22 protein-coding genes are annotated in these 21,518 nt (G+C 58.1%); 6 read left to right on the forward strand and 16 right to left on the reverse strand.

Going from position 1 to position 21,518, the window contains the following annotated elements; all coding sequences use genetic code 11:
- The first annotated feature begins 275 nt into the window (after positions 1-275).
- Positions 276-542: a hypothetical protein gene (locus FO013_RS15130; protein WP_143923397.1), complete on the forward strand. Its 267-nt coding sequence runs from the start codon at positions 276-278 to the stop codon at positions 540-542.
- A 330-nt stretch (positions 543-872) separates the two neighbouring features.
- Here the strand turns inward: FO013_RS15130 and FO013_RS15135 are convergent, their stop codons facing one another.
- Complete coding sequence (locus tag FO013_RS15135; RefSeq protein ID WP_143923398.1) at positions 873-1,157, reverse strand: hypothetical protein; 285 nt, start codon at positions 1,155-1,157, stop codon at positions 873-875.
- 16 nt (positions 1,158-1,173) lie between these two features.
- Positions 1,174-1,605: an Hsp20/alpha crystallin family protein gene (locus FO013_RS15140; protein WP_143923537.1), complete on the reverse strand. Its 432-nt coding sequence runs from the start codon at positions 1,603-1,605 to the stop codon at positions 1,174-1,176.
- A 136-nt stretch (positions 1,606-1,741) separates the two neighbouring features.
- Here FO013_RS15140 and FO013_RS15145 point away from each other — a divergent pair, with 136 nt between their 5' ends.
- Positions 1,742-2,023 carry a MerR family transcriptional regulator gene (locus FO013_RS15145; RefSeq protein ID WP_143923538.1) on the forward strand — a complete coding sequence of 94 codons (282 nt, stop codon included), beginning with the start codon at positions 1,742-1,744 and terminating at the stop codon, positions 2,021-2,023.
- Positions 2,020-2,241, forward strand: a complete 222-nt coding sequence (locus FO013_RS15150; protein ID WP_143923399.1) for a hypothetical protein — start codon at positions 2,020-2,022, stop codon at positions 2,239-2,241. Before FO013_RS15145 ends, FO013_RS15150 begins: the two co-directional genes overlap by 4 nt.
- Positions 2,242-2,260: 19 nt before the next feature.
- Here the strand turns inward: FO013_RS15150 and FO013_RS15155 are convergent, their stop codons facing one another.
- The gene (locus tag FO013_RS15155; protein WP_143923400.1) at positions 2,261-2,539 is read right to left on the reverse strand and encodes a DUF3263 domain-containing protein; all 279 of its coding nucleotides are present in this window, start codon (positions 2,537-2,539) and stop codon (positions 2,261-2,263) included.
- A gap of 119 nt (positions 2,540-2,658) precedes the next feature.
- On the opposite strand from FO013_RS15155, the gene FO013_RS15160 reads away from it, so the two are divergent.
- Positions 2,659-3,624, forward strand: coding sequence for an NAD(P)H-binding protein (locus FO013_RS15160; protein ID WP_143923401.1), 966 nt, complete (start codon positions 2,659-2,661; stop codon positions 3,622-3,624).
- A 40-nt stretch (positions 3,625-3,664) separates the two neighbouring features.
- On the opposite strand, the gene FO013_RS15165 is transcribed toward FO013_RS15160, so the two are convergent.
- Positions 3,665-4,300 (reverse strand): CPBP family glutamic-type intramembrane protease, encoded by a 636-nt coding sequence (locus FO013_RS15165; protein ID WP_143923402.1) that lies wholly within the window; start codon positions 4,298-4,300, stop codon positions 3,665-3,667.
- A 259-nt stretch (positions 4,301-4,559) separates the two neighbouring features.
- Complete coding sequence (locus FO013_RS22435; protein ID WP_186293145.1) at positions 4,560-5,291, reverse strand: AAA family ATPase; 732 nt, start codon at positions 5,289-5,291, stop codon at positions 4,560-4,562.
- A gap of 962 nt (positions 5,292-6,253) precedes the next feature.
- Here FO013_RS22435 and FO013_RS15175 point away from each other — a divergent pair.
- Positions 6,254-7,900 carry an ATP-dependent nuclease gene (locus tag FO013_RS15175; protein ID WP_222103650.1) on the forward strand — a complete coding sequence of 549 codons (1,647 nt, stop codon included), beginning with the start codon at positions 6,254-6,256 and terminating at the stop codon, positions 7,898-7,900.
- Positions 7,901-9,583: a UvrD-helicase domain-containing protein gene (locus FO013_RS15180; RefSeq protein WP_143923404.1), complete on the forward strand. Its 1,683-nt coding sequence runs from the start codon at positions 7,901-7,903 to the stop codon at positions 9,581-9,583.
- Positions 9,584-10,267: 684 nt separating this feature from the next.
- Here FO013_RS15180 and rfbB read toward each other — a convergent pair.
- The 11 genes from rfbB to FO013_RS15230 all read right to left on the reverse strand — a co-directional run bounded on the left by rfbB (position 10,268) and on the right by FO013_RS15230 (position 21,517).
- Positions 10,268-11,293: a dTDP-glucose 4,6-dehydratase gene (rfbB, locus tag FO013_RS15185; protein WP_143923405.1), complete on the reverse strand. Its 1,026-nt coding sequence runs from the start codon at positions 11,291-11,293 to the stop codon at positions 10,268-10,270.
- 73 nt (positions 11,294-11,366) lie between these two features.
- Positions 11,367-12,143, reverse strand: a complete 777-nt coding sequence (locus tag FO013_RS15190) for a sugar phosphate nucleotidyltransferase (protein WP_143923406.1) — start codon at positions 12,141-12,143, stop codon at positions 11,367-11,369.
- A gap of 39 nt (positions 12,144-12,182) precedes the next feature.
- Complete coding sequence (gene rfbH / locus FO013_RS15195; RefSeq protein WP_143923407.1) at positions 12,183-13,517, reverse strand: lipopolysaccharide biosynthesis protein RfbH; 1,335 nt, start codon at positions 13,515-13,517, stop codon at positions 12,183-12,185.
- Positions 13,514-14,323, reverse strand: a complete 810-nt coding sequence (locus tag FO013_RS15200; RefSeq protein WP_143923408.1) for an NAD-dependent epimerase/dehydratase family protein — start codon at positions 14,321-14,323, stop codon at positions 13,514-13,516. Before FO013_RS15200 ends, rfbH begins: the two co-directional genes overlap by 4 nt.
- On the reverse strand, positions 14,320-15,264 hold the full coding sequence (locus FO013_RS15205) for a Gfo/Idh/MocA family protein (RefSeq protein ID WP_143923409.1): 945 nt from the start codon (positions 15,262-15,264) through the stop codon (positions 14,320-14,322). The genes FO013_RS15200 and FO013_RS15205 overlap by 4 nt, the downstream gene beginning before the upstream one ends.
- Positions 15,261-16,583, reverse strand: coding sequence for an NDP-hexose 2,3-dehydratase family protein (locus tag FO013_RS15210; RefSeq protein ID WP_260848182.1), 1,323 nt, complete (start codon positions 16,581-16,583; stop codon positions 15,261-15,263). Before FO013_RS15210 ends, FO013_RS15205 begins: the two co-directional genes overlap by 4 nt.
- Positions 16,584-16,587: 4 nt before the next feature.
- Complete coding sequence (locus FO013_RS22440; protein ID WP_186293148.1) at positions 16,588-17,766, reverse strand: hypothetical protein; 1,179 nt, start codon at positions 17,764-17,766, stop codon at positions 16,588-16,590.
- Entirely contained in the window at positions 17,753-18,223 is a 471-nt protein-coding gene (locus tag FO013_RS15215; RefSeq protein WP_143923411.1) for a nucleoside 2-deoxyribosyltransferase, read from the reverse strand. Before FO013_RS15215 ends, FO013_RS22440 begins: the two co-directional genes overlap by 14 nt.
- Positions 18,220-18,945: a class I SAM-dependent methyltransferase gene (locus tag FO013_RS15220; RefSeq protein WP_186293149.1), complete on the reverse strand. Its 726-nt coding sequence runs from the start codon at positions 18,943-18,945 to the stop codon at positions 18,220-18,222. Before FO013_RS15220 ends, FO013_RS15215 begins: the two co-directional genes overlap by 4 nt.
- A complete protein-coding gene (locus tag FO013_RS15225) occupies positions 18,942-20,411 on the reverse strand; it encodes a glycosyltransferase family 4 protein (RefSeq protein WP_143923413.1) in 1,470 nt (489 codons plus the stop codon). Before FO013_RS15225 ends, FO013_RS15220 begins: the two co-directional genes overlap by 4 nt.
- Positions 20,408-21,517 (reverse strand): DegT/DnrJ/EryC1/StrS family aminotransferase, encoded by a 1,110-nt coding sequence (locus FO013_RS15230; RefSeq protein ID WP_143923414.1) that lies wholly within the window; start codon positions 21,515-21,517, stop codon positions 20,408-20,410. The genes FO013_RS15225 and FO013_RS15230 overlap by 4 nt, the downstream gene beginning before the upstream one ends.
- Between the last annotated feature and the right edge of the window lies 1 nt (position 21,518).

Here is a 21,518-nt window from a genome sequence, read left to right on the forward strand (position 1 = left end):
GGTGTGGTTGAATAGCACCTGAGAGGTGCCCCTTTCTGGGCGGGAATATTGACGTTAGACATCATCATTTTCCCAGTTCAGGAGGGGCATTTCCATTTCACGCGCGGCCTGGTCCGGCTACTCGCCTCGGTGGATCAAGGCTAAACAGGATAGGTAGATTTCACGACCGTACCTTCAACAATCCAGCCCTTAGAGCAGTGGAAGGAATTATCTCCGCGCGATATAACTGTCTTGGCATCTTCAAGTGAATTGCGATCAAAGTAGGTGAAACGACTTTGAGCTGGGACCAGCTGGCGCAACAGACCGCCGATGCAGTCCACCCGGAGCCGGAGTTCGATGTGCTCGGCCACTCTCACTCACTCTCAGTTCTCCGCGAGCATAAGCGGGAAGCTTTCGTCGATGGTGCACGTTGGCAACGAAGCAAACTCAGAAGCGATGAGACCGTCGAACGCGTCCGAGAGTGCATTAACAATATCGTCGGTATAGAAGTCGACGAAAAGACTACCCGCGAACTGGTCAAGGCGTTGCTTAAGGAGTCCTGAGGCGGTCAAGCGACACAGGCGGCTGACCAGCCGATGGTCGATGGCGGGATGATATCGCTTTGCCAATCAGTGCTCGAGCGTGCCTGGGCCAGACAATCAACAGTTTCTCCAAGAAGCTTACCAACACGGTCTCCTCATCTCTCATCTCAACCGAACATCGTCTGGCCCCGGGGGATAACCCGGGGCCAGAAGGGGAAGCCGTGGGCGGGCCCGCATCATTTCATCGTCATTGTGACGTCACTGCCGCGCATCTTGCGTCGAGCACACTGCTAGAAAGACTTGCGGACGCGACCACACGGCTGCATAGCTCAACCTGGGTGCGGAAACGTCTCACCTCCTTTCATCGATGATGTCAGCGTCTTTGAACCGGGGAGGAGAACGCTGACAAGCGAGGATTCGGTGGGCGATGACCTGGGTTGCTGAGAGGCCGGGCGACCGGAACAGCTGCCACGGTGTGGAGTGCCTGAAGACCCGGCACCTGCAATGACTCATAACCCGCGGTTCATCATCTGTGTGGTGCGTCGTGGCGAGGTCGCGCAGTTCGCGGTCGCTGAGGATGATCGCCCAGAACGCAGCATCGATACCCAGCTGGTCGTCTGGTGCACACGTCTGCATGGGAACACACCATCCGTTATGCGCTGATGGCTGCCGGTTCTTCAGAGCCTGAGTTGATAGCGATTTTGCGGGGTTTCGCTGATTCCGCGACCGGGATGCTGAGGCTCAGTACGCCGGCGTCGTAGTTCGCCGTGATGGTGTTGGTATCGAGGTTGTCGCCGAGGACGAGTTGACGGCTGAAGGTCCCGCGGGGCCGCTCTGCCGCGACTGAAGACTCCCCGTGGTCGGGGGCGGGCCGTTCGGCTTTGACGGTGACGACGTTGTTCTCGACGTCGAGGTCGATGTTGTCGGGATCGATTCCTGGTAGGTCGAGTTCGACGCGGAAGGTATCGCCGTCGCGCCAGGCGTCCATGGGCATCATCACGGGGCGGGCAGTTGTGCCGGTTGCTCCGAAGATTTCTCTGCTCAGGCGTTCGACTTCTCGGAATGGGTCAGTGCGCATCATGATCATTGGTGAAACCTCCTTTGCTGGATGGTGGATTTGTGCAGATGATATGATCTACATCATCTGATGGACATATTATTTAGTGGATCATAATGCGAATGTCAATATTTGGTCGGGAGGAGTTTTGGGAGATGGTGAGATGGCGAGTTCAGCGTCTGGTGGGCGCTTGTTCTCGATTTCGCGTGTTGCGGAGTTGACCGGTGTTGGTGTGCAGTCGTTGCGGCAGTACGAGGCTCGTGGTCTCGTGACGCCTATGCGAAGTGAGGGTGGGACGCGGCGGTTCAGTCGCGGGGATATTGCTCGTTTGAGGCGTGTGCGGGAGTTGGTTGACGTGGGTGCGAATTTGGCTAGCATCGGAATCATTCTTGATTTGCAGGATGAGAACACCTCGCTTCGGTATGAATTGGGGAGGATGCAATGATGACGAATGAGACGCAGCCCGGAGTCGAGGTTCCTGAGCCGGACTGGAGTGAACAGCTCATTGACGCGCGAGAACCCGGGGGCATGGTTGATGAAGCGGTCGAATCGGTTCCTGGTTCGAGCGTGCTTCGCGAGGCCGAAGACGGCGACGTCGCCGAACAGGGCGTCATCGTGGAGATCGACGATGACGACGGCTACGACGACTCAGCATCGATCTAACGTCAGTCGACGTGTCCAATTACAGCTTGAAAAGGCTGCGCTGCTTCCACCGTCCTCGCCGTCGTTCGAACGCGAACCGTTCTGCCCGCAGCTGCCTAACCCGTTCCACAACGTCTGGCGCGTAACTGTACGCCGCGTCCGTATCCACCAACCCCTCGAGCACGATGGTGTACTTCTCAGTTGAGAGGTCGATGCGCCGGCACAACGATTCACAGGCAACCGCAGTGGGCGTGGTTTTCTCCAAGACGAGGATCATCCGATCATGCTCGGAGAGCTCGTTCACGGTGCCAGGAACCATAGGCGCCAGTGTGGCAGACGGAGGTGACGCACGAGTTCATCTCTCGGCCATCGAGGAAGAGTACACTTCCTACCACCCTCGAAGCCCGAGTCCCCAGCCAGGTAAAGGAAGTAGCCCCCATGCGAGTTCTCGTCGTTGGAGCAACTGGATATGTTGCCTCCCGCCTCATCCCCATCATTCTTGAAGCAGGACACGACGTAGTTGCCGGCGCGAGAACCCTGGAAAAGCTCGACACATTCTACTGGTCGGATCATGTCCAGCGTGTTCGACTCGATGTGCTCGACGAATCTTCCGTCAAGAATGCGCTGTCGACCGATATCTCCGCAGTCGTCTACCTCGTACATGGTATGGACGGCAAAGACTTCCGAGCGTTCGACTACACCGCCGCCAAAAACATGGTGACAGCTCTAGCTGGAACTGATATCCAACGTGTCATCTACCTCTCCGGGATCATCCCTGACGTTGCTCGGGCCCGGCTCTCCAAGCATCTGGTCTCTCGGCTAGAAGTCGAAGAGAAACTGTCCGAAGCAGACCAGGCTGTCATCACACTACGGGCCGCGATGCTCATCGGCTCGGGATCAACGAGCTTCGATCTCATGGGCGAACTCACACGCAGACTGCCAGTCACGGTCGTCCCGTACTGGATGAACCATTCCGTGGAACCCATCTCGGTCGAAGATGTCTCCATCGCCATCGAGGGCGCCCTGACCGCAGACGTGGGAACCAGTCATTATGACGTTGGCGGGGGTCAGCAGATCAAATACCCCGATTTGCTTGAGCTCTACGCCAAGATTGCTGGTATCGACCGTGACCAACTCCATCTGCCCTTCCTGCCAGAACCACTTGTTTCCAAGATCGCTGCACGGATTACCGATGTTGATACGGCAACAGCTGAGTCTCTGATTGAAAGCCTGCAAGAAGACATGGTGGCCCGCGATCAGCGTTGGAAGACAGAACTAGTCTCCAGGCCCGGTTTTAATGCCACGCCCGTGGAGGAAGCCATCACTCGATCACTCACCGCCCCTGACGCTTCTGTCCCACCATCCGACCGTGACCCACTGGGACCACTGCCCGGAGACAACTGACATGCGCGAGGACTCGTAGTGCAAGTTACTATGTCGCTATCTACCGCAGAATAACTGGCAGAAGCAAGGACATACCTAAACTCCATGCCAGGTGCATCACGATCGGTGCTAAGAGCCCGTAACCGCGATGAACTAGCCAGTGCGCGAGAGCTCCTACGACTAGAGCCGCGAATACGAGTAGCGGAACACCGAGCATGCTTGAAACTGCCATGTAGGCGGCCAGCGAGATCACGATCTTCTTCCATGGGGACCCCGTAATCGTGCCTGGAATCGTCCGCCGGAAGTGCAACTCTTCCGCGACACCATTCACCGCGGTCACTAGCAGCGACGGCAGGAGAGCACCACCACGCGCGTTCTCTAGTAGTCCTTGGACAGGATGGGCAAGGGCCGGAATTTGGTAGATGAGTAGTGCCCCGGCAATGAAGACACCAAGCAGGGCAAGCCCAGCCAAGATGCCGATGCCCAAGTTTCGGTAATGTCCGGACTCGATGACCGGTGGCTTCATCGGCACGATGAAGAACGCGAGAAAGTACACAGTCGCGGTCGCGGTAGACGCTGCGAAGAACTGCACCGAACCTGGTGCCGAAAAGCCGGCTGCGAGCAGGCACATGGCGGCTATCACTGTTGCAACACCGACCCAGACAGGGGTGCTTTTAACTGTCTCTTTCGGGGTCATGGGTTCATTCTTCAGTGTTTGATAGCTGCATGCATGATTCAGGCGTGTCGTCTCTGACGAAGGGGAAGTCGGCTCTCGTCAATCAGTCGAATGGTCCGATGACTATGCGCAGGCGTGCACAATCAATTTCGTAGCGGATGAGCTCGCGGGCCTCACTCCTGAGAAATCGCCGATGCAGACAGAGATGGACGCATTATTAGTCAATGAATCTACCGGGTCGAGTGCGCGTACGAACACACACTACCTCCTGGTCAAATGATCACTCATCCCACCCTTCGTCTGATGTCATTGCCTCACGCAGCTGCGTCGCTTCGGCTGTCAAGGCCGCGACCGCTTCTAAGAGATGGTTGTCTCTGGGGTCTTCTCCAGCTTCGATAGCGAGTATCACAGCCCGCCGAACCGCCTCTTTGGCGAAAGAACCAGACGTCCCCTCGGCTGCTTTCGCCGCCTTCGCGATTCCCTCCTCAGTGAACGCGAAGTCGTTGCCATAGACTGCGAAGAGTCGCCGGCGCAGCTTGGTAGAAGGTAATGGGACCTCAACGGCTAGATCGATCCTGCCTGGGCGCTTCGCGATTGCCTCTTCGAGCACATCGACACGGTTGGTGGTCAGAACGAACGTAATATCGGCGTCGTCGCCCAACTCGTCGAGGACATCGAGAATCTCGAAGAGCACCGAACACTCGCCTTCATTGAAATCGCGATCCTCGGCGACAAGGTCCGCGTCCTCGAGAACGATGATCGCTCGACCAATGGCTTGCGCAGCCGAGGCAGTCGCCCGAATCTTCGAGAGGGCCTCACCCTGGAGAAGTATTGCCGTCGTGTCTCGAGCTTGCGAAAGCAGGTACCGTATCGTCAAAGTCTTGCCCGTACCAGGAGGACCGTAGAGCAGAACTCCGCGTGATAGATGTTGCCCGGCCGCTCGCAACCGATCGGCCTTCTCACTGATGCCCAGCACAGTAGCTTCGATCTTCTCGAGCCTCCCTTTTGGCAACACCACATCCTGTGCTTCAACATGTGGACGGGGGTGGAACTCAATACTGAAAGCCTCGGAGCCGAACTCGCCCGGTAGAAAGCTCACGACCTGTCCGTCAATAACGGAATTCGTACGAACGGACTGATCGATACTTGCGAGCGTCTCGCGGGCAAGCTCGTGGTTTTCACACATGACTTCGACGACAATCTTGTGTGTATCGCTTGGTCCGTCCTCGACTTCGAGGGCAAGAACGATGACTGGTTTTGTGCCGATCCACAGGAGGCGCAGGCCATTTGTAGCGACATGTCTGACAGATTCCGGGCCAGTGGGGAAAGCGCGTCGCTCGATCGCTCCTAGTTCGTAAACACTGTAGTGGTTGGTCAGCAGATCGCTGAGTCCGCTGGCGTCATGGGCGGGGATGACTCCGCCCAGTCCTCGTCCTCCCTGGTGAGAGGCGGAAATCCTGCGGCTCCTCCAGCTCCGATGGCCGCTCGTGCCATCTACGTGCCACTCACGATCTCTGGCCGACCAGACCGTTGCCATAGCACATGCCCAGCTTACCGCCGGACGGCTCGATCCGCACGGGAACAAGTACGGGCAGCACTGAGCGCGTCGCACGCTCTGCCTCTGGCTCATTTGCGCGCCCGGGAAGGTAGGTGGCTCGCGTCATCGCCCTGCGGTAGAGCAGGCAATACGGCATGCTGCGTTTGCCGCCCCAATTGCAGGCGGGCGGCCGGAGGACTGGTGCGGGTCGAGCTGAAGAAGCGAGTATCGTATGGGTCGTAGGGCGTTGGCGGAAGTCAGTACGGGGCGAGGCGACAAACCCCCTTGGCTGTGCAGAGTGAGGTCGTGTTCGTCGCGGTCTAGTTCGTGAATCAGCGGGACCGCTGATTGCGGTAGTCGGTGTGGTCGAGTTTGCCTGAAAGAGGGAACGCAAAGCTTGTACTCTATCGGTAGCTCCGCGTAGACAGCGTCCCGAGATGGCGATCAGTAGCTGCCATTCAGATCTAACACTGAAAGAGAGTGCGCTCTTGAAACTTTCACGGCTGAAGGTCGAAAACCATCGGCGTCTCCAGGACTTCGAGATCGAGATCCGGTCTCATCTCGTCTTGGTTGGCGCTAACGATGTCGGTAAATCGTCGCTGCTTCGTGTCATTGATCTGGCCCTTGGGGCGAGTGTCGCTCAGCTGTATGCTTCTCTGTCGGTAGATGATCTCCGCGATACGGCGGAGCCGATGATAGCTGAAATTGAGCTGACCGGGTTTAGCGCAGACGATCGTGCTCTCTTCCCAGATGAGATCGACACGGTTACGGAATCCTTGATGGTTCAGCTTCGCGTTGACGTGGACGAGAAGGAGACGGTCAGCATTAGCCGCGTGGCGCCCCGAAGCGGAACCGGGCGTCAGCTTTCCCGCGACCAGCTCGCTGCACTGGGCTGGAAATTTCTCGGTGCAACAGCTCAGACACGCGACCTCCGAGAGGATCGCCGCAACCCCGTCGACGAGATGCTTGCCTCTCTTGAACTCGGCGACGAGAAGGAAGCGTTCGCGTCCGTCGCAGAAGTGTTCCAGCAGAAGCTGGACGACTCCGAGCTCCTGGAGAATCTCCGAGAGCAACTCGCAGGTCAGCTCTCCAAGGCTTTGCCACAGAAGGTCACTACAGACAGTCTCGCCTTTGTCAGCGGCGCCGAGGCCGACGACGACGTTTTGAGCGATGTCCGTCTGCAGGTAACTAAGGCCGGAACGCCGCATAATCTGTCGGAGCAGTCAGATGGCTCCCGTGCGCTGTACGCCATCGCGTTGTACGACCTGATGAGCATCGGGGCGAACGTCGTCGGGATTGACGAGCCGGAGATTCACCTCCATCCGACTTCGCAGCGTAGCTTGGCGCGGCTCCTCCGCGACAGTACGAGCCAGAAGGTTATTGCGACGCACTCGTCCGACATCGTCGGCGCGTTCGACGTTGCGGATGTCGTCGTCATGCGCGCCGGCGGCAAAGCGGTGCAGTCGACTCTTGACTTTCTCAGTGATGATGAACGCACCATGGTGCGTTGGTGGGTACGCGACAAATTGGAGCCGTTGACGTCAGCACGGATCGTGACGGTGGAAAGGCTTTCTGATCGAATCCTGGTCGAGCGTGTTGCTGAGTTAACTGACCGCAGCCTAGATCGACTAGGGATCTCGGTAATCGAGTCGGACGGTAGCGCCGAGATCAAGCCAATAGCAAAGCTCTTCGGCCCAGATGGTTTTCGGATTCCTGTTTCCAGGCTCATTGATGTCGATGCGACCGACAAGATTGCGACTGCACTGGGGGTGGCCGAGGAAGACCTCGGCCACCACTCAGTGCATATCTCGATGGTCGATCTTGAGGATGAATATGTTTCAACGTTCGGCGCGACCGCGGTGCACAATGCACTAAAAAGCTGCGGCCACTTCAGCCGCAACGAACTCGCTAACGTTAAGGTAACTGGTGCGAACGGGGAACTGACCAATGCCGACGTTGCGCAGTTCTGCCGGAAGAATAAGTACAAGGTTCGCTCCGCTCTTGCTGTGCTTCCGCTTCTGACAAAAGAGAACGCCTCCTCGATCGCAAGCATTGAATCACTTCTGAACGAGATCGCGTCGTAGATGGTCACACCGACGCCCTCCCAGATCAAGATTCGAGACCATATGGCACGCGACCTCCTCGTGGTTGCGCCTGCAGGGTGTGGCAAGACCGAGGCGCTCGCGCTTCGAGTTGACGGGCTCCTGCGGCGCGGCGACGTGAAGTTGCCACGCAAAATTCTGGTCGTGACGTTCTCGAACCGCGCAAAGGACAACATCCGCGGTCGACTGCGTGCTTACCTCGGCGTGACACAGCTCCGTGACCACGTCACCGTCGTGAACTTCCATGGGCTTTCAGCTCGCATATTCAAGGCACACGCCAACGTCATCGGTCTCGACCCAAGCATGATCCTCCCGGAGAGCGATTGGGTAAAAGAGGAATGCAACCGCAAATGTCTTGACTACCCGGTCGCCAAGCGGGCTCAGGATGCGCTCCGTGATGCAAAACTCGAGCCCCGAACTGATGCGGACATCGATGCTCACTTGGTGCAGAACCGTGAGATCGAGGCCCTGGAGATTGAGCGAGATCGGGTTGCCGCTGGTCGGTTAACATACGATGATCTGCCCCGTCTTGCCGAGCTGACCCTGGCGGACGACCGCGTTGCGGAACTCTACCGAGAGCACTTCGGCGCCGTCATCGTTGACGAGTTCCAAGATCTGACACCGCAGCAGCTACGCATCGTCAACTCGATCGGATACAGGCGCACGACCTTTGCCGGCGACCTGGCGCAGGGCATTTATGGTTTCACTGGTGCGAAGCCGATCGAGGTGCACAGTCGTATCACAGAAGAATGCACCGAAGCGGTGACGTTCGCCGAGTCGCATCGTTCTTCGCCCGCCGTTCTTGCCGCGGTCAATTCGCTCATCCCATTGACCGGTGGCACCCCACTTACGGCGGCTGACGAAGCATCGTGGCCTGGAGGCGGACTGTTTGCCACTGCTCGATTCCCATCTGCTGAGGCGGAAGCCGAGTGGGTCGCAAACGTGGCGAGGAGACTCGCTTCGAAGGTTCCGGATCACCGAATCGGCATCATGGCGCGGACACAGAAGCGGCGGAAGTTCGTGGAGGACGCTCTGACGAGCGCAAGTATCGACTACATGCGCTGGGATGACGGGGTTCTTGACACCGACACAGCGCGGGCGATGAGGTTGATGCTTGGCCATTTCAATCTTTCCGCGTACGAACGAGCAAAGGACAAGATCTCCTATCTCCGGGGAGAGTCCGGCCTGGAGGCAGTTGCAGAGGCTTCAACCCGACAGAGTCTCGTGGATGCGCTCGGGTGGTGTTACGAGCTGCTGCGCGAGGGAGTTTCCGCAGGTGAGATTCGTGCGCGTATCAAGGTTGGTGACGCCGAGACGCTGGTGACCAAACCTGGTGTTCACGTGCTCAATGGTCACGTAGGAAAAGGACAGCAGTTTGACTGGGCGATGGTCATCGGCGCGGAGGACGGATCGATACCGTCCTACCTCGCAAAAACAGCAGAGGAACAGGCAGAGGAAGCTCGCATTCTGTCGGTGATGATTTCGCGCGCCCGACATGGAGCGTTCGTCACATATGCAGATGAAGTTCAAATCACGCCGAAGTGGCGCAAGCCCCATCATCCGTCGCCGTACTTTGCTCAATTATCGATGGCGAATCCGCTTGGCGGCCAGCATCTCTGGGACTGGTTACGCAACGCAGACTGGCCCGCTATCGCTGCGCGATGAGGACTGTTTCGACCGAAGCCCCAAGACGATAGAGCGACAGGTTTACTGCTCTATTCTTCGCCCCAGTTCTGGCCAGCGGCCACGCGATCCGGCACGGCACGTGAACGGTCGCCTGTCTGGGCTGAACCTAACCTAAGCAGTGCTGAGATCTTGCATAACAAGGTGATGTCGCGCCTCGCATGTTTGCCTACAACAGAGGCTCAACCCGAGCGATACCTCTCGATGTATGAGGGGACACCTGACTTCCACAACTCGGTGCTGATCTCGCGATTTNATTGCATAGGTTTGTGGCCAAAGGAGGAGGCGAGATTTCATTCTCCACTAAACCCCAAAAGTGAATCTATACCTGCGTCACAAGAATGCGGGTGGGATTGCAGTGAATACTACGTGAAGCACCTCTCCTCTTTCTCGGACGAAACTACACGACCAATGGCGTGTCGACTGCGTGGTCAACCCCTGACTAGTACCATCCGTTCCGGTGGCGTCCAGCGGCTCAAGCGAATCTATAGCAGAGCCGATTCTCAGTCAAAGTCTTCTCGCCGTTAACCATGTGCTTCAAAGAATAGCACCCTCCCATCGGTTAGCGCATTTCGCAGGCGACATCTACTTTTGTAGTCTTAATTCAGACCGTTGTTACCCTCTTCTCCCGTCGGCATACGCACTGTGCGGCCAAAGAAGTGCCATTTATCCCTCGAAACGTCTATATTGTTCTTCGACGCCTCTCTTTCCCGCGGCCCACCAGTTGGTGTTCTCGCTGTACCAACGAATCGTATCGCAAAGCCCTTCCCGGAGATCGGTATAAGTTGGTGACCAACCTAAATCGCTTCTCGTGGAAGCGGAATCGAGAGCGTATCGCCGGTCATGCCCCGGTCTATCACGAACATGATCGAAGAAGTCGCTCGGGTGATCCATCAATTCGAGAACCAGGCGAAGCACCTCGATATTACTTACTCCTATTCCGCTGGAAAGCAAGTACGAGCTGCCGATTCGCCCAAATTCAAGGACCCGCATAATACCCGAAACATGATCGTTCACATGGAGCCATTCGCGTACGTTGCTACCCGCACCGTAAAGCTTAGGACGCGTTCCTATTAGCAAGTTAGTTATCTGGCGCGGGATGAACTTCTCAACGTGTTGATACGGTCCATAATTATTGGCGCAGTTGCTAATCGTTGCCTGGACACCGTATGACCTCGTCCACGCTGTCACAAGGTGGTCTGAAGCGGCTTTAGTAGCCGAGTAAGGGCTCGACGGACGGTACGGGCTATCCAAAGTAAATGCCTCGTCTGTGTCGATTGGGAGGTCACCGTACACTTCGTCGGTAGAGACGTGGTGATAACGGATACTGAATCGACGCGCCGCTTCAAGCAAGACGAAGGTTCCTTCGACATTCGTTTTGAGGAATGACTTGGCGGCATGGAGAGATCGGTCATTATGCGACTCCGCCGCAAAATTCACGATGGCGTCAGCGGAGCTAGCCACGCTATTCACGAGGTTCTCGTCGCAGATGTCTCCGACGACGACGTCGACCCGCTCGACGGGCAGGCTTTCGAGGTTTGCGAGATTGCCCGCGTAAGTGAGTTTGTCAACGACGACGACAGACCAGTTCGTTGTCGAGACAACGTTTCGTACAAAGTTCGCGCCGATGAAGCCAGCACCTCCGGCAACGATCACGGTGTGATACTGGTCGCGACGAATATCGGTCGTCATGTCTGCTCCTTTTCTCGAGGCCCTGCTATGTAGCCAGGCATGGGCAGCGAGCCCTTCGGCTGATGCTCTGTTGCTATCGGTGGGAAGATGGTGCGTTCTGGTTGACAGCCTCCCGCCGTGCTGCTGAGGCGTCGAGTAGACGATCGGGCGTTCCCACATCGAACCAGAGGACGTCCTCACCGAGAGCGATCGCACGCAGTTGGTCTTGGTCGAGGTATGTCTGGAGGAGTTCGGAGATCTCGAGCTCGCCACGTGCGCTGTAGCTCAACTCACTGATACGGGACAAGAGCGAGGGGTCGAAGGCGTAAAGTCCCGTACAGACGAGCGATGTGGGTGGGACGGTCGGCTTCTCCACGACCCCGGTTACGAGACCTTCGTCAGTGGTAGTGACGACACCGAAGTCCTGGGGATGCGGGTGAGGCTGGACAACGGCCCATGCCAGAGCCGTTTCCGGTCGAGCACGGCGTCCGACCTCGGCCAGCTGGTCCAGACCAGTGATGTACACGCCGTCGCCTACCGTAACGATGTACTGATCAAAATCTTCCTCGCCGAACGCTGGCATGGCGGTAGCGATAGCACTGGCTAACCCGTCGGGGGAAGCTTGTACGGCAGTAGCAATCCTGAGATCGGCGAATCCTAGCCACTCGCCGACATCGGCGTATGAAGCCTGGTCAAGCTCATTGCACACAATGACAGTCCGGTCAACATCTAAAGCGCGCATAACCTCGAGTGGGAAGCTGATGACTGGCCTGTCGTAGACAGGGAGAAGATGTTTGTTCACCTTCTCGGTGGTTGGGTGCATACGGCTACCGGATCCGCCGGCGAGAATGATGCCTGCTCTGCGAGTCATGATCTGATCCCTTCTGGAATGGCCTGTGTAGATCGTTTGCTAACGGCCGTCGGTGATTAGCTTTCGGATGCGTTTACCCATGTAGTGCATGTCTTCCTGACTCAGCCCCGGGTACACGCCGACCCACAGGCCGTCTCGAGTGATTCTGTTCGCTACTGGAAGGTCCCCGATTGTGCGAGCTCGACGTCCGCGGAGCATGGGCTGCGCAGTGATATTGCCTGCGAACACAACTCGGCTGCCGATCCCAGCCTCCTCGAGTGCTACTTGCAGCTGGCTTCTACTCAGTTTCGCCTGCTCATCGAGGATGAAAGCAAAACCAAACCACGATGGGCCAGTGCCCTCGGCGCTAGTGAGCACGTCTATTCCGGGAGTGTCGCTGAGATACTCATTGAGTATCTTCCAGTTTCGATTACGAACTTCGGTGAACGCGTCAGACTTCTGCAGTTGAGACATGAGGACTCGGGCTTGGAGATCTGACATCTTCAGGTTGTAGCCGACTCGTGAGAAAACGTACTTGTGGTCGAACCCTTCAGGAAGCCCCGGCAGTTTTCGATCGAAGCGGCTCATGCACCGGTTGTCCTCGCCGGGTGCGCACCAGCAGTCTCTCCCCCAATCGCGGAGGGAACGGGTAACCGCTGCAACCTGAACTGATTCCGCGCTAACGCACCCGCCCTCACCACTGGTGATGTGATGTGCAGGATAGAAACTCAGGCTTGAAAGATGTCCGAAGGATCCAGTCGGACGCCCCTTGATATCAGCTCCCAGCGCATCACAGTTGTCTTCGACGAACCAAAGGCCATGTGAGTCGGCAAACTCGCGCACATGGTCCGCGCGATACGGGCCGCCGAGGGTGTGCGCGGACATGACTGCTCGCGTCCGGGGGCTCAATGCATCTTCGAGAGCCTCTAGATCAAGGTTCCCGGTCTTAGGGTCCGCGTCCACGATGACTGGTACGCATCCATACTGAAGAATCGGTGACACTGTGGTCGGGAACTCGACCGCGCTGGTGATCACCTCTGCCCCCGGTTCAATGTGGCCGTCGAGCGAGGGATCGCACAGGGTGGCGAATGCAAGAAGGTTCGCAGACGACCCGGAATTGCACGCTATCGACGAGCGCATGCCGATCGTCTTCGAGAGCGCGCGCTCGAAGTCGACAACCGCCTGTCCACCAGAGAGTTCAAGGTCAAGAGCTGCTAGGACAGCTTCCGTACGATCTTCGGCATCGAAACAGGCCCCTGATGGCATCTTGAAGTCCGGGCGGTGATGCCGCGTGGTCTGACCTCGGGTCAGCTCGTGGTACTCCGTCGAGAGTTGCTGAATCTGCGTTCGGATCTCCTGAGTCCGGGCGTTACCTGGATTATCGGGCTGTGTCATCGCAACCAATCTCCGTTTCTAATTGAGTGCATGGGTTTCCAGCTAGTGCAGGTCTTGAGCCGGTTTGTGGCGACGAGCTCGTAGTGACCTGGACGCCATGGTTTGGGGTATCCGTAGGGAAGAGGCGACATGGAAAGAATCTGATTCGCCAGATCGCATACGCTGACGGCTTCATCGCCGCCGCAGTTCAGAACGCTGGGTATGGTGTTTGTACTCGATGTCAGAAGGCGCTTGGCGACGCCAAGAACAGCGAAGCTGAAGTCGGCGAGGTGTATGGGATTTCGTTCCATCGCCAATACCGATGCGGGAACCGGGTATACCTGGTCCTCCTCGAAGGCCATGTCGCGAATCTTGCCGAGCAGGCTATGCTGGCTCACCGAACGCGACAGAATGAGGCCCGAGCGCAATGAGACCGCACCCCGGGGAGCCTTTGAAGCAATCCGGTTCCAAGAACGTACCTTTGCTTTGGCATACGCTGTCTGTGGCCACAGGGCGGCCTCCTCATCGAGGAATGTGGGCCTCGTGCGTGCCCCGTACTCGACGCTGGAGCCAATATGGAGGATGGGGCACTGGGATCGGCGGGCGTTGTGAATCGCTGCTTCCGCGGACGACATGAGGGCGTTCTCGACGTCCTCGGCGTCACCCCAGATTCGTCCGCCTGCATTGACAACGAGGTCGAGATCCGCCCTTGCGGGTCGACCGGCGTCTGCTGACGCTACGCCCTCGACTTGGAAGCTTGCGAGTGCCGCCATGTGTATGGCTCGTCCGACGAGGCCCTGGTGCCCAATGATGAGGATGCGGGTCATGCCCCTTCGTTTCCTTCCGCGATCACGTTCTCCAAGATGCTGATTCGTTCATGAATGCTGTCGACGTCCACGATTCCCACCTCACGCTTTTCAATGGAGCGAAGAGCGTTGGTGATGCACAAATAGGTCGCGTTTGCTGGCGCAAACACATGGCCGACTGGACTCTCGCTCTCCGACTCGCTGGTCATCGTCAGGACCGTCTGCTCGTTGATGGGCGGCGAGAAGGCACGCTGCAGATCCATCCGAAAGGTCGTACCTGCGACAACGAACTCGTTTTGGTAGGCATCGCCGATTGCCCAACGAGCATGGCTGTGCGTCTGATTTACGGTGCCCACTTGGCCGGAGAGACGCGATATCCGGATTGGGCAGGCTGGCGGTTGAAGTTGGCTCATCGGCAGACCCGCGCGGAGTAGCGCGTCGATAACGTAGGTTCCCAGGTCTGCGACTATGCCGCCGTGCTCAGGACGGTAGCGAAAATCAGATTTGGTGCGATGCGGTATGCAGAACGCGGCCCGGAGTGTGAGTTCTTCCTTTTGCCGCTGTGCGCGAAGTAGTTCCATGGCTCGGGCCCATCGCGGGTGAAAATGATAGCTCAAGCACTCCGCCACCACGAGGTTGCGGCGATGAGCGGCGCTATCGATTTCGGCCAATTCGTCGGTGCGCAAGCAAATGGGCTTCTCGACCAGCACATGCTTCCCGTGGGTGAGCGCGGCGAGAGTGTCGCGATAGTGATCTCCGGTGGCGCTGGAGATGTATACGGTTGTGATTCTCGGGTCGTGAAGTATCTCTTCGCGGGGCTTCCCCATGATTGCCGGTTCGTGGGACGCCGAGAGGTAATCGCTGCCAACTAGAAGTGGCTCGTTCGCTGAGTGGTTGTAGCTTCGGAGCAGGGGTGCTGTCCGTCGCAGGAGGTAGTCCGAGTAACCGATGGCCCCGATCACTTGTGATCACCTCCTGTGGGTGCGATCGCGGCGGTGAGCATGGCTATACAGGTTCTGGCTTCGACGCTGAGACAGTCGCCATCAGCGATGAGGGCGTTAGCTATGTCCAGGTGTGTCCACTGCCACTGGTCGGTGGTAGCACGGAGTTCAGTGCGGCCCAGCAGAACAACCTGATATTGCGTTTGTGCATGGTAGAAGCGACCGCCCTCTTCGGCGTGATCGGCGGAGACTACCTTGTCGGCCGCACTGACCAGCTCGTGCAGGCAGTCCTCCGAGAGGTTGTCTCCGTCGCCATGCGTCCGATGATGACGCTGGATTGTGGCTTCGAGCGTGCTTCCACGAGTTGAGCCGAGACGCCGACGAGGGATAAGTGCAACTTCCCAACTTCGACCGGTCTCGTCTCTCCGGGCGACGAGAGTGCATTGTGCTTTCAATCTCGGCGAGAGAAAGGGTTGATCCCACTCAGCGACTTCTCGAGTCTCAACTCGTACACGGCGTCCAACAATAGTGGCTGAGTTTGAGCAGGGCCCAACTAGTGACGAGTTATAGGTCCAACCGGGGAGTTCTAGAAGTGAACGCGACTGAGTGGACATGGGTTTCCCCAGACGTGAGCGAATCGACTCAGCCGTCGAACGAATTTGCTGTGAGGTAAGGACCCGTCCGAGCGTGTTGTCAACCGCAATCATGGAGAGGATGGACCTGAGATCCATGTTGAGCAGATTGTCTACGAGTAAACCTTGAAGCAGAATCCTCAGTGGCACCCAGTAGGAATCGGGGATGAGGCTGTTCAACGGTTCAGCGTCATCTGAAGGAAGCATGATGACCCGGTTTCTGTTGACCTTTCCAAGGAACCATGCTTCTTGCTCTCGTTGAATAGCATCAGCGAGGGTAGGGTGTCGGTCCGAGAAGGCGATGTCTTGTCCGGGGACTGCGCTTCCTCCGTGAGCTCCTTCGTAATTGCTCTTGGTCGCTTGGAAACTCGGTGCGACCTCGATTCCTTCTGGCGTTCCTGGTTCGAACTTGAACGCGATTAACCCATATGGCTCGTTGTTGATCTCGGTTAGGAAGAGGCACAACATGCCGATTTCTGGCTGATCGAGCATTGGATGCTCGTGTGGACCGGCTGTCAGGTACTCAGGGGCCGTGTTCGCGCCGATGACCCGGAAGAACCGTCCCGACTCATGTTCCAGCGCTCCGTCAGCAGATAGCCGCCACTTTCGAAGGTCGCTCAAGGCGGTCGGCAGCCCAGAGGCGTTTGTCACGGCACGGTGACGAGCGCATTGGGAATGTAAGTGGCCGAGAGTTTTGATGCATCGCATTGGGCTACACCGTCCGTGTGATTTCTCGACGAATGTGTTGCGCGGCTTGCTGTGCGCCGCGATCGCCGGTGAGGCCAGCGAACCTTCGGCGGGTGGCGAGGGGCACGGCAAGTGCCTCGCCAATGGCTTGAGACAAGCCCTCGTAGAAGACATCGTTTTCCCAGGACAGCGTGCCGGTGAAGGCATTGAGGGAGCTGTAACAGTATGAGTTGGCGATCGACTCGCCCTCGAGGCGGAGGCTTTCCAAGTGCTCGGGTTCGACGATGCCGGACGGCCAGGAGATGGAGGCTTGGTCGCCTTGCACACTGGTGAAGCCTGCGGTCTGAACGAATCCGGCGACGTTCTGGGGTGGGAGTCGGACGAAGGGACGGCCAGAAGCGCTCACCTCGAGGAGGGTCATGAGACCTGGTTGGCCAAGGATGAGGTCGGCTGCATCGACCAGTGAGCCGAATTCGGCTGTGCTGACATAGCCCACCTGCCCCTCGACCCCATGGGCGGTGCAGATCTGGGTAATGGCATCCGCAGCTACCGGGGAGAGGTTTCCAACGACTCTCAGGCGTCGGTGTCCGTGGGCTTGGACGGCGTGAACGACTGATGACGTGACCGCCCGCACGTAGCCGTCCCGGTCGTTCTGCTGGGGGCTGATGAGCCCACCGAGTATGAGCAGCGCGTACCCTTCATGGGTTTTGCCGTGCCGTGTGGGCTCCCGGCGATTTCGGTGTGGGTCGATGATCGCTTCGATGGAGACTGCACTGGAGGGCAGTATGTCGGAAGCATCACCCAGGCCGGCGACGTCCTGAAAGAGATACTGGTCGACGTCATACGGCACCCACTCCCGTTGCTCCTCGCCCCACAGGAACGGGAGGAGATCCACGAACACAGTACGGATCCCCAACTTGACTGCAGCTTTAGCCGTGTCGGAGTCCAGAACCGATAGGTGGAGGTCCGGGCGTTGCCCTGCGGCGATCATTGCATCGAGGGTCTCCGCATCGGACGTTGTGACTTCAGACGACAGGATGTTCTTGCCGAGTTGTGATCCGATGACTGCAATCCGGGTGTCGTTCCACCGTTCCAGGTACGAGGTGAGGATGGAGCCCAGGGCTCCGCTGCCGCCCCAGCCGAAGTCAACGCTGGAGACGGTGAGATGGTAGCCATCGTTCGTAGTCGATTCACGGTTCTTCATCAACAGTGCCTCCTGGTAGATGCACCTGCAGCTGCTCGAACAGCTCCTGGTCTGTGGGTGTCGATTCTTCGAGATCCGCAGCGATGTAGTGGACCTCAGAGACGCGGTGGAGTCCGGAGATCATCGTCGAGGAGTGGGCGTGCTTGGTGACCACGATGATCGGGATTCCCAGGGCAGAGGCCCATCCCAATTCAATGCAAACTCCCAAAGATGGGTTGGCTCCGAGCACAGCAATGATCACGTCGCTGGAGGCAAGCTCGTGATAGTCGATGAGGACGTAGTCTTCTGGCGGCAGTGGCGCGTGACCCCACTCCTCATTTCGCTGAGAAGCGAAGATGGAGTGTCCGGCCGCTTCGACACGGCGATGGAGTTGTTCAAGGCGTCCGCGATACCCCAGGTCAAAGGTTCCTGCGGCATCCAGCTTGGATCCGAATGGAGCAGCGACGAATATCTTCATGATTTCTCCTTCTTTGTTGCCTGGATGAGCCCCTGCCCGGTGAGTGGATTCGCGTGTTCGCCGGTGGTGTAGTGGTGATAGGTGACGTTGTGGATGTGGAATCCGGCTTTGGACAGCAGGAGACGGTATTCCCGGGGAGAGCCGAGGTAGACCGGAGTCGAGATTGACTCTCCGTTGATGCACTTGGTGGCTGTGAATGTCGAGTGCGGCCGTCGTATCAGGTCCCTAAGAATGTTCGTGCCAGCCCGACGCATGCCATATGCGCGCGTGTTCCACCGATTGTTGAAATCAAGCAAGAGCGTGCCGTTGTCGGCCAGGAGCGGGCGAATAGCAGCGAGCTGTTCGAGACGAAATTCTTTCGGGTGGACGTGACCTAGTACGTTTCCAAGGAGCGTAATGACCGCGAACGTTTGGCCGGGAGGGAAAGGCGTCTGTTTTGTCATTCCCCACTGGGTCACACGTTCCTGGGGCAGGTTTCGTTTTGCCGCCGCGACCATCCCAGCGCTGCTATCACAGAGGGTGACCTCCTGAGGCCGGCTGCGGAGAGCGTCAAGAAGTGAGGCGGCGCGAAGTCCGTCCCCTGTTCCTATGTCCAGCCAGCTTTTTGCCCCGTCGATGTGATGGGTGGCTGCACGGTCCACGGCAGCAAGGTAGTGTCTGCTGACGCCGTTAAAGGAAGCGTAGTCGCTGCTGAGCTGGTCGTAGAACTCATCAGATTTCACGATGCGTCGGCCTCCTCTCGTACTGATTCTGCGTAGACGGATAGTGCTGATGCATCGATTCGTCCCCATTCCGCGGCCTCTGCGAGGAGCCCTTCGACGACTTCGTCTCCGTATTCGTCTCGCAGCTGGCGTAGTGCATGAGCCTCGAATTCTGGCCAGTCCTTCTGGCCGAATATTTCGGCGCGCGTGTACCACCAACGATTCGCCGAGGCGCCGAGGCCGTCCAACTCCGCCGGTCGTGCAGTCAGCTCGTGCTGCCCGGAGTGAAGCTGGGCCCCGTCCGTGCCGCGGAAGATGTCCCACAGGTCTGCTGTGAGTTTTGACCATGGTTCGAATCCTCGGCTTCGGGCCACCGGCTCGAGGCTGCGATAGACATCGACGTACCCTTCCACGAGGTGCCGGGTCTCGAAGACTTCGGCATGTTGACGTCCGTAGGTGATCAGTGACGTGCGTAGCGCAGAGTCGGTCAGGCACCGTCTGATTCCTTCGGCCAGTGGAGCAGGGCTTGTGTCATCGATGAAGTACGCCCCTTTGTCGCCACCGAGATACTCGGTGATGCCTCCGACACGGGTCGCCAGGACGGGTGTGCCGGCTGCCTGAGCCTCGACGTTGACTAAACCGCCTCCTTCGGCGCGCGATACGACTGCTGTAAGGGCTGCGCCTTTCATGAGGCTCGCGGCCTGTTGAATGTCGACCTCGCCCAGGAAGTGCACGCGTTCTTCAAGCCCGAGGTCTCGGGCCAGACGCCGTAGTGTGCCGGCTTGTTGCCCATCACCAACCACAAGGAGGTCAACGTCGTGGTCCTTAATCGCAGGTTCGGCGAAGGCTCGAATGACATGATCGACCTGTTTCGAGTCCTCCAGTCGCCTCAAGGAGAGGACGTAGGGTCGTGGCCAAGGGGTGGGCGTGGCCTCCGCGAAGAGTTGAGTATCGATGCCGACGCGCATGACCGGGATATCGCCGAGCTCTGGGAACTCGAGACGAACGAGGCGAGTCAGGTCGTTTGAGGCGGCATTGACCTGATCGGCCTGGAGCATGGCGTTGCGGATCAGGTGCTTGCCGCTCGTCCAGACCTTCCCGGGTTCCGGATCGTCAGGGTCCGGAACATCCCATCCGCCTACCGTCATGACGACAGGCACTCCGAGCCACCGTGCCGCCAGTAACGCGAAGAACGGCAGAGGGCGCCGTAGACCGATCACGTGGATTGCATCTGGCTGCACTTCTCGAACGATCTGTTTCACATCGTGAGCCATACGCTCAAGTTCGTCAGCCAGTATTGCAGAATCCACACGATGGACGGTGACACCGTTGATGTCTTCCGTGTCAGGCAGGCCCTGTGGCCAACGCTTAGTCAGAACATGAATTTCATGCCCTCGCGACGTCATATACGGCGCCGCTTGGTCAATGGGGTCTTGGCATCCACCGGTCAAAGGCAGGTAGATACTGAAGACATACAATATTTTCATGAGGCAGTGGCTCCAATCAGATGCTCCGCGACGTAATCGACGTCGTCATCACTCATCGCGTCGTGAACGGGGAGGCTGATGACCTCCTTGGAAAACTTGCGTGCTTTGGGGACCGCGCCGTTTAGTCCGATGCGGAACGAGTCGAGTGATTTGAAGTAGATCTCCGTTTGAACACCGGCCTCTGCCAATTGTCGCCGGACGCGCTCGCGCACATGCTCTTCGACTCTCACTGAGAACGCGAACGCTCCCGTCCTGTCTGTTTCCCGGCGCGGCATGACCGGCCATATGTCGGAAGAAGAGACCGATCGGGTGTAGCGGGCGATGATATCTCGACGCCGCGCGATCCGCTGCGGTAGCGACGCCAGCTGACTGCGGCCAAGGACGGCTGCCATATCATTCATGTTGTACTTGAAACCCAGCTCTTCGATCTCGTACGGGCTGGACCAGTCAGCTTGGGAAGAGTCGATACCTAGACGCCGTAACCGTCGTGCTCGATCTGCCATCTCCTCAGTGGGAAAAGTCACGCACCCGCCTTCCCCGATTGGAACGACCTTGGTCGCGTGAAAGGAGTAGGCCCGGATGTTGCTGTACTTCCTCAGCGGCAGGCCCTGATGAACTGCTCCGATCGCGTGAGCGCAGTCCTCAATGATCGTGAGCCGGTACTCGGCGGCAATCACGTTGAGCTCGGCCAGCTCACAAGGGATGCCGGAATAGTGGACCGGGATAACAGCGCTGATGTCATTCCGGTTCCGAAGAAGCTCTCTGACGTGACCGGTGTCGATGTTTCCGGTACTAACATCGATGTCGGCGAGGACGACATGGCACCCGTGCTGCACGACGACGGCCGCGGTAGAAATGAAAGTGTTGGCAGGCACGATGACGGAGGTGCCCGGCGCGACGCCGCTGACATAAAGGGCCAGGTGCAGGGCTGCGGTGCCGCTGTTGACTCCTACAACATGGCCCCCTACTTCTGGGAGTGCTGACAGTTCTTGTTCGAACGCGGCAGTCTCCGGGCCGAGACCGAACCATCCTCGATCAAGGATTGTTTTCAGACGAGGTAAGGCGTCAGCTGGAACCTGCGGTCGGTACATCTTGACCTGGCGCATC

The sequence above is a fragment of the Brevibacterium aurantiacum genome, from assembly GCF_007558825.1.
Taxonomy (GTDB): domain Bacteria; phylum Actinomycetota; class Actinomycetes; order Actinomycetales; family Brevibacteriaceae; genus Brevibacterium; species Brevibacterium aurantiacum_A.